1 protein-coding gene is annotated in these 206 nt (G+C 51.5%); it reads left to right on the top strand.

What is annotated here, in order from left to right:
• Positions 1–177, top strand: a 177-nt coding sequence (locus GFJ99_RS14030; RefSeq protein WP_370514070.1) for a transporter associated domain-containing protein, incomplete at its 5' end; no start/stop codon positions are given.
• Positions 178–206: the final 29 nt, after the last annotated feature.

Genomic DNA, 206 nt, shown 5'->3' with positions numbered 1-206 from the left:
GAAGATGCCGATACCATAGGCGGTATAGTGCTGCATGCCTTCGGTCATATGCCGGCCAAGGGTGAAAGCATCGAACTGCAAGGGCTGACCTTTAAGGTCAGTAAAGCCAATAGCCGCCGCCTGGTGCAGCTACAAGTGATACGCGCGAAAGAAAGCGTAGCAGCAGAAGAAAATTAAGTCTTTGCGCAGCGCAGTTCACACTAAAC

The sequence above is a fragment of the Flavobacterium sp. LMO6 genome (genome assembly GCF_009495795.1).
In the GTDB taxonomy this organism is placed as follows: Bacteria; Bacteroidota; Bacteroidia; order Flavobacteriales; family Flavobacteriaceae; genus Flavobacterium.
This window is presented reverse-complemented; position numbering and strand designations above follow the sequence as displayed.